The 10,498-nt window shown below is 68.6% G+C and carries 2 protein-coding genes, 1 tRNA gene, 2 rRNA genes and 1 pseudogene; 5 read left to right on the top strand and 1 reads right to left on the bottom strand.

All coding sequences use genetic code 11. The annotated features are described in order from the left end of the window. From TU30_RS23180 to TU30_RS23165, 4 genes are all read left to right on the top strand, one after another. Positions 1-437: ribosomal RNA gene (locus tag TU30_RS23180) — 23S ribosomal RNA — on the top strand; the annotation flags it as partial. Positions 438-536: 99 nt separating this feature from the next. Continuing rightward, positions 537-653, top strand: a 5S ribosomal RNA gene (gene rrf / locus TU30_RS23175). A 114-nt stretch (positions 654-767) separates the two neighbouring features. Beyond that, positions 768-1,430 carry a DegT/DnrJ/EryC1/StrS family aminotransferase gene (locus TU30_RS23170; protein ID WP_042173142.1) on the top strand — a complete coding sequence of 221 codons (663 nt, stop codon included), beginning with the start codon at positions 768-770 and terminating at the stop codon, positions 1,428-1,430. A 90-nt stretch (positions 1,431-1,520) separates the two neighbouring features. After that, positions 1,521-1,593 (top strand) — tRNA-Thr (locus tag TU30_RS23165). 60 nt (positions 1,594-1,653) lie between these two features. Here the strand turns inward: TU30_RS23165 and TU30_RS23160 are convergent. Next, positions 1,654-4,405: pseudogene (locus TU30_RS23160) on the bottom strand (SpoIIE family protein phosphatase). Positions 4,406-4,850: 445 nt separating this feature from the next. On the opposite strand from TU30_RS23160, the gene TU30_RS23155 reads away from it, so the two are divergent. Further along, positions 4,851-10,340 (top strand): HAMP domain-containing protein, encoded by a 5,490-nt coding sequence (locus TU30_RS23155; protein WP_078878456.1) that lies wholly within the window; start codon positions 4,851-4,853, stop codon positions 10,338-10,340. Positions 10,341-10,498: the final 158 nt, after the last annotated feature.

Here is a 10,498-nt window from a genome sequence, read left to right as displayed (position 1 = left end):
CCCCAAGAGTCCATATCGACGGGATGGTTTGGCACCTCGATGTCGGCTCGTCGCATCCTGGGGCTGGAGTCGGTCCCAAGGGTTGGGCTGTTCGCCCATTAAAGCGGTACGCGAGCTGGGTTTAGAACGTCGTGAGACAGTTCGGTCCCTATCCGCTGTGCGCGTAGGAGTCTTGAGAAGGGCTGTCCCTAGTACGAGAGGACCGGGACGGACGAACCTCTGGTGTGCCAGTTGTCCTGCCAAGGGCATGGCTGGTTGGCTACGTTCGGGAGGGATAACCGCTGAAAGCATCTAAGCGGGAAGCCTGCTTCGAGATGAGGACTCCCACCTCCATGAGAGGGTAAGGCTCCCAGTAGACGACTGGGTTGATAGGCCGGATATGGAAGCACGGTAACGTGTGGAGTTGACCGGTACTAATAGGCCGAGGGCTTGTCCTCAGTTGCTCGCGTCCACTGTGTTGGTTCTGAAACCACGAACGACCCCGTGTTCCGCCGTTTTTTCGGCGGGGTGCGGTGCGGTTGTCTGTTTCATAGTGTTTCGGTGGTCATGGCGTAGGGGAAACGCCCGGTTACATTCCGAACCCGGAAGCTAAGCCTTACAGCGCCGATGGTACTGCAGGGGGGACCCTGTGGGAGAGTAGGACGCCGCCGAACAATCTTTGACAGGGTTGGACCCCGAACTTCGGTTCGGGGTCCAACCCTTTTTTGTTCCGCGTCACTTGAAGTTCACGTTGCGCAACGAACATCCCTCCCATGGGTACTGCTGCACTGCTCAGGGCCGCCGGTGTCGGAGTCGGTGACGAGGTGGTCGTGTCCGCCTTCGGGAACGTGGAAGTTGCCGAGGCCGTCACCCTCGCAGGTGCGTTGCCGGTGTTCGCCGAGATAGATCCGGTGACCTACTGCATCGCGCCGGCCGCTGTGGAAGCGGCCATCACCTCGCGCACGGCGGCCGTTGTCGCCGTGCACCGTTTCGGCAGGCACGCCGACATGGCCCGGTTGCACGCGCTCGGACAACGGCACGGCCTGCTGGTGCTGGAGCACGGGGAGTCCGAAGCTCCGTACGACGAGGTCGCCCGGCGCAGGGAGCGTGCCGCCTACCTCGACGCGAAGCTGCGGGGGGTGCGGACACCCGACGGAGGTGACGGGCACACCTACCAGCAGTACGTCGTGCGGGTCCCCGGCAACGGGCGACCGGACCGGGACGCCTTCGCGCGAGCCTTGCGGGCCAAGGGAGTCGAGTGCAGGGTGCCGGTGAAGACGCCTGTGCACCGGCTGCCGGAGTTCCGGCGGTGCGTGTCTCTGCCCGAGACCGAACGGGCCGCCGACGTGACACTCGCCCTGCCCGTGGACACCTCGTTGACCAAGCGGGACATGCAGCGCGTCGCGTCGGCGTGCAACGCACTGGGTGGGCTGCTGCAGCCGGCTGTCTGAACCGCGGTCGCGGACCAGTGGTTGGGAGCACGGGGCTGCTCAGGGTATGATCTATTCCGTTGCCGGGCGGGAAACCGCGGAAAGCGACAGGCCCCTATAGCTCAGTCGGTAGAGCGTCTCCATGGTAAGGAGAAGGTCAACGGTTCGATTCCGTTTGGGGGCTCCGACAGAAAGGCCCCGCCCTCCCGGGCGGGGCCTTTCTCATGCCCTGATCCGATCAAGCTCAGTTCTGGTGGAGCTCCGGGACGCGCATGGTGAGGATCGCCATGTCGTCGGAAGGGGCATCGGAGGCGAAGCGTTCCACCGCGCGCATGATGCGGGCGGCGACCGCGCCGGCGGTCAGGCCCGTACAGGTCGTCAGAACGTCGGCGAGCCCGTCGTCGCCCAGCATGCGCGGGCCTTCACGGCGCTCGGTGACACCGTCGGTGACACACAGCAGGACGTCGCCCGGATCGAGCGTGACCGTCTGTTCGTACAGTTCCAGGTCTTCCAGGACGCCGAGGAGGGGCTGCGGGTCGGCGGCCGGTTCGACGGTGCCGTCCTGACGCAGGCGCAGCGGCAGCGGGTGGCCGGCGCACACCACCTTCAGTTCCGCGCTGCCGTCCTCCTGCGGGCGCAGCTCGCCGTAGAGCAGGGTGAGGAAGCGGCTGCGTGCGCCCTCGTCGAGGATGGCGGAGTTCAGGCGATCGAGGACCGCAGGGCCGCTGAGGCCCTCACGAGCGAGCAGCCGGAGCGCGTGCCGGGCGAGGCCGGTGACGGCCGCGGCGTTGGGTCCTGTACCGCAGACGTCGCCGATGGCGAAGCCGTAGGCGCCGTCGCTGATCGGGAAGAGGTCGTAGAAGTCACCGCCGACCTCGTTGCCCTCGCCGGCCGCGCGGTAGATGACCTCCACCTCGACGCCCTCGATCGCCGGCAGTTCAGGGGGGGAGGAGACTGCGCTGGAGGGACTGGCTGATGGCCGTGCGCTCGGAGTAGAGGCGGGCGTTGTCCAAGGCCAGGGCGGCTCTGCGGGAGAGGTCCTCGGCGAGTTCGAGGATTTCCTGGCGGAAGTGCTCGTCGGCCGGCTTGCCGAGCGTCAGCATACCGATGACGCGGTTGCGGGCAACCAGAGGGAGGACCACCGTCTCGCCGCCGACCGCGGAGGCCGTGGTGAGGGTGGGGCCGATGCCGGGAGTGACCCGGGTGTCCGGGCTGCTGCTCAGCCCCAGACTGCGCATGGACGTGCGCAGGGCCGCCTGATGGGCCACTTCGCCGGGAGCCGACCAGACACGGGCGCCGGGGGTGGGGACCGGGTCGGGCGGGGCGATCTTCGAGAGCAGGGACTTGATGCCGTCGATGAGCTCCTCGTCCTCGTGCAGTACATAGGAGAGGTACGGCTCGGAGGCCTGGTCGGCGATCGTGTAGACGGCACACCAGGTGGCCAGGGTGGGAACGGTCATCTGGGCCATGAGGGCCAGGGTCTGGTCGCGGTCCAGGGTGCCGGCCAGCAGGTCGGACGCCTCGACGAGGAAACTCAGCGAACCCCTGCGCAGCCGCTCCAGCTCTCCCAGGCGGGCCGACTCGACGGCCAGGGCGATGCGGTCGGCGGCGAACTGCAGGCGCAGCGCCTCCTCGTTGGAGTACCGGCCCGCTCCCTCCGCGGCGACGCCGAGGGAGCCCGTGAGACGGCCCTCGACCTTGAGCGGGACGGTGACGACCGAGCGCATGCCGGTGCCGTTGAGGAGCGGGACCGCGCCGGGCAGGGCGGCGAGGTCGTCGTGGACGGCCGGCATGCGGGCGGAGCCGTAACGGCCGGAGCCGGCTTCCACCGGAACGCGGGCGAAGCGCTGACGGGCCGAGGGCAGACCGGTGGAGGCACGTACCTCGAGTTCCGTCTCGTCGTCGGTGGCGAGGAGCAGGAAGGCGGAGTCGCCGTCGAGCATGTCGCGGGCCCGTTCCACCGTGCGCTGGAGGAGGCCGTCGAGGTCGTCCGGGGCGGGCGAGCCGATGAACACCTCGAAGGGGTCGGTGCTCTGGCTCTCGGAGGAGGCGGCCGAATCGGAGGGGACGCGCAACGGGGTCTGCAGGACCGCCCGTTCGTGGTCCCTGACGAGGAGGCACACGGTTGACGGATCGCCGTCCGTGTCGCGGACGCGCAGGTGCGAGGCGTAGACGGGGATCACCCGGCCGGTGGTGTCCCTTATGCCGTAGCTGCCTTCCCAGCGGGAGAGCTGGAGCGCCTCCGCGATGCCGGTGCCGGTGCCGGGAGTGTGCGGCCAGGCCGCGAAGTCGGTGAGGGGCTTGCCGATGACCTGGTCGGCCTTATAGCCGAAGAGTTCCTCCGCGTCCTCGTTCCAGGAGGAGACCGCGCCGATCCGGTCGATCTGCACGACGGCGACGCGGACCCTGGCGTCGGCGATCGGGAGGAGTTCGGACGGCAGCACCGGTCCGGCCGAGCGGGCCCCCACCGGACGTTCGGGGACGTCGAGTTGGAACCAGACGGTCTTGTGGGCCGGTGTGTACTCGACACCCCACCGGCCGGCCAGGGCCGCGCAGAGCTGGAGGCCGCGTCCGCCCTCGCGGTCGGGGCCGCCCATGTCGGCGGCCGGACCCCGGAGCGGGACCTCACGCTCCGGATACCGGTCGGTCACCTCGATCCGTACGCCGTCGTCGCAGCGCAGGCACAGCAGGTCGGCCCAGGTGCTGGTGTGGATCACGGCGTTGGTCACGAGCTCGCTGGTGAGGACCACGGCATCGTCGACGATGTCGGCGAACCCCCACCCCTGGAGGGTGTCGCGGACGAAGGAGCGGGCACTGGCGACCGAGCGCCCGACGGGCTCGAAGCTGGCGGCCGCACGCGCGGTGATCACAGAACTCCTCGGCCGGTTCTCGACGGGCATGATCCCATGGCCGACCGGCTCACGCCACTGGTGCGGCAGGCCACTCGTCGGCCGAGGGTCCGGGGGCTGTTCCCCCGGGATCAGTCCGGTGGTCATGTGTGCGGCCGCCCTCCGATGCCCGCTCGTCTCCGTGCCACCGCCCAGACCGGACGGACCGGTGTGGCTGGACAGCCGGATGCAAGGTTACTTACCTTCGCGGTCCGAGCGGATGCCGGTCCGCCGTGTTTCCGTCGGGAGGTGTCCGACGGCCGGGAGCGTGCGGACGGTGTGCGAAGCTGCCGAACTGTTATGGCCTGGTTCGGCGGGGGTGAAACACTGGACGGGCAGGCTGTCGCGAAGGTCCGGACGGGCGGGTGCCCTCCGGCCGGACGCACGGCCGCCCGGGTAGCGCCCCGGTAGGCAGGGCAGGTATCGCAGTAGTACACGCATGTGCACGAGTAAGCAGAGCAAGTACAAGCAGTCACAGTCAGCAGTCACAGGTACGCCCGTGCGGTGGTACCCGAGCACAGCAGTAACGGTCGACCCCTGCGGGAGGGACACAGTGGAGTCTGGCGCAGCGACGCGGGGCACGAACACGCGCGCGAAAGGCGGACAGTCCCCTAGTAAGCAGGGCAGGTCCCGGGGCGGGACCACCGCGGTGGACACCGCGGCCCTGAACCGCCTCATGGTCGCCCTGGTGGCGATGCGGGACGGCAACTTCCGCAAACGGCTCACGGTGTCCGGCGACGGCGTGATGGCGGAGATCGCGGCGGTCTTCAACGAGGTGGCCGACCGCAATCTCCATCTGACGGGCGAGCTGGCGCGGGTGCGGCGCATGGTGGGGCGTGAGGGGAAACTCACCGAGCGCCTGGAGACGGGGGCCTGCGAGGGCTCCTGGTCCACGGCGATCGACCACTCGAACGCGCTGGTGGACGATCTGGTGCGGCCCGTCTCCGAGGTCAGCCGGGTGTTGTCGGCGGTGGCCGACGGTGATCTGTCGCCGCGGATGGATCTGCGGGCGCAGCTGGGCGTGGGCGACGGGCAGGGGCAGCCGCTGCGCGGCGAGTTCCTGAAGGTCGGGCGTACCGTCAACAACCTGGTCGACCAGTTGTCGACCTTCACCGACGAGGTCACGCGGGTGGCCAGCGAGGTCGGTACCGAGGGCAAGCTGGGCGGTCAGGCCAGGGTGCGGGGCATGTCCGGTTCGTGGAAGGACCTCACGGACTCGGTCAACACCATGGCGGAACGGCTGACGGCGCAGGTGCGCGACATCGCGCTGGTGACGACGGCGGTCGCCCGGGGCGATCTGTCCCGCAAGGTCACCGTGCACGTCGAAGGCGAGATGCTGGAGCTGAAGAACACCGTCAACACGATGGTGGACCAGCTCTCGGCGTTCTCCTCCGAGGTGACCCGCGTAGCGCGCGAGGTGGGCACCGAGGGCGCGCTGGGCGGGCAGGCGCAGGTGTCCGGTGTGGACGGCGTGTGGAAGGAACTCACCGACTCCGTCAACACCATGGCCGGGAACCTGACGGCGCAGGTGCGCGGGATCGCGGAGGTGACGACCGCGGTCGCCAACGGCGATCTGTCACGGAAGGTGACTGTTCCGGCGCGGGGCGAGGTCGCGCAGCTCGCCGACACGATCAACCAGATGACCGAGACGCTGAAGATCTTCGCGGACGAGGTCACCCGGGTCGCCAACGAGGTCGGGGCCGAGGGGCAACTGGGCGGTCAGGCGAACGTGCCGGGTGCCGCCGGTACCTGGAAGGACCTGACGGACTCCGTCAACACGGTGTTCCGGAACCTGACGACACAGGTGCGGGACATCGCCGCGGTGACGACGGCGGTGGCCAACGGCGACCTGTCGCAGAAGGTCACCGTGGACGTGGCCGGCGAGATGCTGGAGCTGAAGAACACCGTCAACACGATGGTCGACCAGCTGTCCGCCTTCGGCGCCGAGGTCACCCGCGTAGCGCGCGAGATCGGGGTCGAGGGTGAGCTCGGCGGCCAGGCGCAGGTGCCGGGTGCCGCCGGTACCTGGAAGGACCTCACCGACTCCGTCAACACCGCGTTCCGCAACCTCACCGGTCAGGTGAGGAACATCGCCCAGGTGACGACGGCGGTGGCCAACGGCGACCTGTCGCAGAAGGTCACCGTCGACGTGTCCGGCGAGATGCTCCAGCTGAAGAACACCGTGAACACGATGGTGGACCAGCTGTCGAGCTTCGCCGACCAGGTCACGCGCATGGCCCGGGACGTGGGCACGGAGGGACGGCTGGGCGGTCAGGCCCGGGTGGACGGCGTGTCGGGCACCTGGAAGGAGCTCACCGACTCCGTCAACTCGATGGCGTCCAATCTGACCGGCCAGGTACGCAACATCGCCCAGGTCACGACGGCGGTCGCCCGGGGCGACCTGTCGCAGAAGATCGACGTGGACGCGCGCGGGGAGATCCTCGAGCTGAAGAACACGATCAACACGATGGTGGACCAGCTGTCGTCGTTCGCCGACCAGGTCACGCGGGTGGCCCGCGAGGTGGGTACGGAGGGCCGGCTCGGGGGCCAGGCGCAGGTGCCCGGCGTCGCCGGCGTGTGGCGCGACCTCACCGACTCGGTCAACGGCATGGCCGGCAACCTCACCGCGCAGGTGCGCAACATCGCCCAGGTGGCGACGGCGGTGGCCCGGGGCGACCTGTCGCAGAAGATCACCGTGGACGCGCGCGGGGAGATCCTCGAGCTGAAGAACACGCTGAACACGATGGTGGACCAGCTGTCGTCGTTCGCCGAGGAGGTCACTCGGGTGGCCCGCGAGGTGGGTACGGAGGGCATCCTCGGCGGCCAGGCCGAGGTGCAGGGTGTCTCCGGCACCTGGAAGGACCTCACCCAGTCGGTGAACGGCATGGCGAACAACCTGACCCTCCAGGTGCGCAACATCGCCGAGGTCACCACCGCGGTCGCGAAGGGCGATCTGTCCAAGAAGATCACCGTCGACGCCAAGGGTGAGATCCTCGAACTCGTCACCACGGTCAATACGATGGTGGACCAGCTGTCGTCGTTCGCCGAGCAGGTGACCCGGGTGGCCCGCGAGGTGGGCACCGAGGGCATCCTGGGCGGCCAGGCGCACGTGCCCGGGGTCACGGGCATCTGGAAGGACCTGAGCGACAACGTCAACCTGATGGCCAAGAACCTGACCACGCAGGTGCGGAACATCTCCCAGGTGTCCGCCGCGGTCGCCAGCGGTGACCTCACCCGGCAGGTCACCATCGAGGCGCGCGGCGAGTTGGCGCAGCTCGCCGACACCATCAACATCATGGTGAAGACACTGAGTTCGTTCGCCGAGCAGGTCACCAAGGTGGCCCGCGAGGTGGGTACGGACGGCATCCTCGGCGGTCAGGCGCATGTCCCGGGTGTGGCCGGTACGTGGAAGGACCTCACCGAGTCCGTGAACCGGATGGCGTCCAACCTGACCGGTCAGGTGCGCAACATCGCCATGGTGACGACGGCCATCGCCAAGGGCGACCTGACGAAGAAGATCGACATCGACGCGCGCGGGGAGATCCTCGAGCTGAAGACCACCATCAACACGATGGTGGACCAGCTGTCGTCCTTCGCCGAGGAGGTCACGCGCGTGGCCCGCGAGGTGGGCACGGAGGGCCAGCTCGGCGGGCAGGCCCGCGTGCGTGACGTCGACGGCACCTGGCGGGACCTGACCGAGTCCGTGAACGAGATGGCGGGGAACCTGACCCGGCAGGTGCGTGCCATCGCACGCGTGGCGACCGCGGTGGCGCGCGGCGACCTGAACCTGAAGATCGACGTGGACGCGTCCGGAGAGATCCAGGAACTGCAGGACTACGTCAACAAGATGATCGCCAACCTGCGCGACACCACGATCGCCAACAAGGAGCAGGACTGGCTGAAGGGCAATCTGGCCCGTATCTCCGCACTGATGCAGGGCCGTCGGGACCTGGAGGACGTGGCCTCGCTGATCATGAGCGAGCTGACGCCCGTGGTCTCCGCACAGCACGGTGCGTTCTTCCTCTCGATGCCCCTGGCCGACGGGGAGGACGTGGGCGCCGCCGAGGACGACCAGTACGAGCTGCGCATGCTCGGTTCGTACGGCTACTCGCTGGGCTCGATGCCGACGTCGTTCCGGCCCGGTGAGGGGCTCATCGGGACGGCCGCCATGGAGAAGCGCACGATCCTGGTGGAGAACGCGCCCAGCGGCTACCTGAAGATCTCCTCGGGTCTCGGGGAGGCGCCGCCCGCACAGGTGATCGTGCTTCCGGTGCTGTTCGAGGGGACCGTGCTGGGCGTCATCGAGCTGGCCTCGTTCACTCCGTTCACGCACATCCAGAAGGACTTCCTCAACCAGATCGCCGAGATGATCGCGACGAGCGTCAACACCATCTCGGTGAACACCAAGACGGAGCTGCTGCTGGCGCAGTCGCAGGAGCTGACCGAGCAACTCCAGGAGCGTTCGGCCGAGTTGGAGCAGCGGCAGAAGGCGCTCCAGGCGTCCAACGCCGAACTGGAGGAAAAGGCCGAGCTGCTGGCCCAGCAGAACCGCGACATCGAGGTGAAGAACACCGAGATCGAGGAGGCGCGGCAGGTCCTGGAGGAGCGCGCCGAGCAACTCGCGGTCTCCATGCGCTACAAGAGCGAGTTCCTGGCCAACATGTCGCACGAGCTGCGCACCCCGCTCAACTCGCTGCTGATCCTGGCCAAGCTCCTCGCCGACAACGCCGACGGGAATCTCTCCCCGAAGCAGGTCGAGTTCGCCGAGACCATCCACGGCGCAGGCTCCGACCTGCTGCAACTGATCAACGACATCCTCGACCTGTCGAAGGTCGAGGCGGGCAAGATGGACGTCTCCCCGACGCGCATCGCGCTCGTCCAGCTCGTGGACTATGTGGAGGCCACCTTCCGGCCGCTGACCGCGGAGAAGGGCCTGGACCTGTCGGTGCGGGTCTCCCCGGAGCTCCAGGCCACGCTGCACACCGACGAGCAGCGGCTGCTGCAGGTGCTGCGCAACCTGCTGTCCAACGCGGTGAAGTTCACCGACTCCGGGTCCGTCGAGCTGGTCATCCGGCCGGCTCGCGACGACGTTCCCCAGGCCATCAGGGAGCAACTGCTGGAGGCCGGTTCGCTGACCGACCCGGACGCCGACCTGATCGCTTTCTCGGTGTCCGACACGGGCATCGGGATCGCCGCCAGCAAGATGCGGGTGATCTTCGAGGCGTTCAAGCAGGCGGACGGCACGACCAGCCGCAAGTACGGAGGCACGGGGCTCGGGCTGTCCATCTCCCGGGAGATCGCCCAACTGCTCGGCGGTGAGATCCACGCGCAGAGCGAGCCGGGCCGCGGCTCGACCTTCACGCTGTATCTCCCGCTGCACCCGAGCGAGTTGCCGCCGCACGGCTACCAGCAGTCCATGCCTGCCCTGGAGAGCGGCGGCCCCGCCGCGTCGGCCGGTTCCTCCGGTGCGGGGGTGGAGACGCCGGCCGAGGTGACGTCCTACCGGGAGACCCAGAACGGTCCGGCCGCGCTGTTCCGGCGGCGCCGCAGGCCTTTGCCCGAGCTGGAGCAGCGGCCCGCGCGGCAGCAGCCGGAGCAGTGGCCCACGACGCCGGGCACGGAGCTGGAGCAGGATCCGGCGCCCCGGTCGCAGCGCGGTATCCGGTTCGGTGGACAGAAGGTGCTCATCGTCGACGACGACATCCGCAACGTGTTCGCGCTGACCAGCGTCCTCGAGCAGCACGGTCTCTCCGTGCTGTACGCGGAGAACGGCCGCGAGGGCATCGAGGTGCTGGAGCAGCACGACGACGTGGCGGTCGTCCTGATGGACATCATGATGCCCGAGATGGACGGATACGCGACGACGACGGCGATCCGCCGGATGCCGCAGTTCGCGGGACTCCCGATCATCGCGCTCACCGCGAAGGCGATGAAGGGCGACCGGGAGAAGGCGATCGAGTCGGGAGCCTCCGACTACGTGACGAAGCCGGTCGACCCCGATCACCTGCTGTCGGTGATGCAGCAGTGGATGCGGGGGGTGTGACCGTGGCGGCCCGCGGGAGGGGCGCGAGGGCGGCGCCCCGCGGGAGGGGGGTGTGAGGGCGGCGGCCGGGGCCGTGCGATGGTGGAGGGGAGCTTCGCCGTTCATGCGGAGTTGCCGACGCGGTACGCGCGAAGTCGTGTAGAAGTACGGGATCCGGG

It is taken from the genome of Streptomyces sp. NBRC 110035 (assembly GCF_000829695.1).
Taxonomy (GTDB): Bacteria; Actinomycetota; Actinomycetes; order Streptomycetales; family Streptomycetaceae; genus Streptomyces.
The sequence above is the reverse complement of the archived record's forward strand: the minus strand, read 5'-3'. Positions and strand labels throughout refer to the sequence as shown.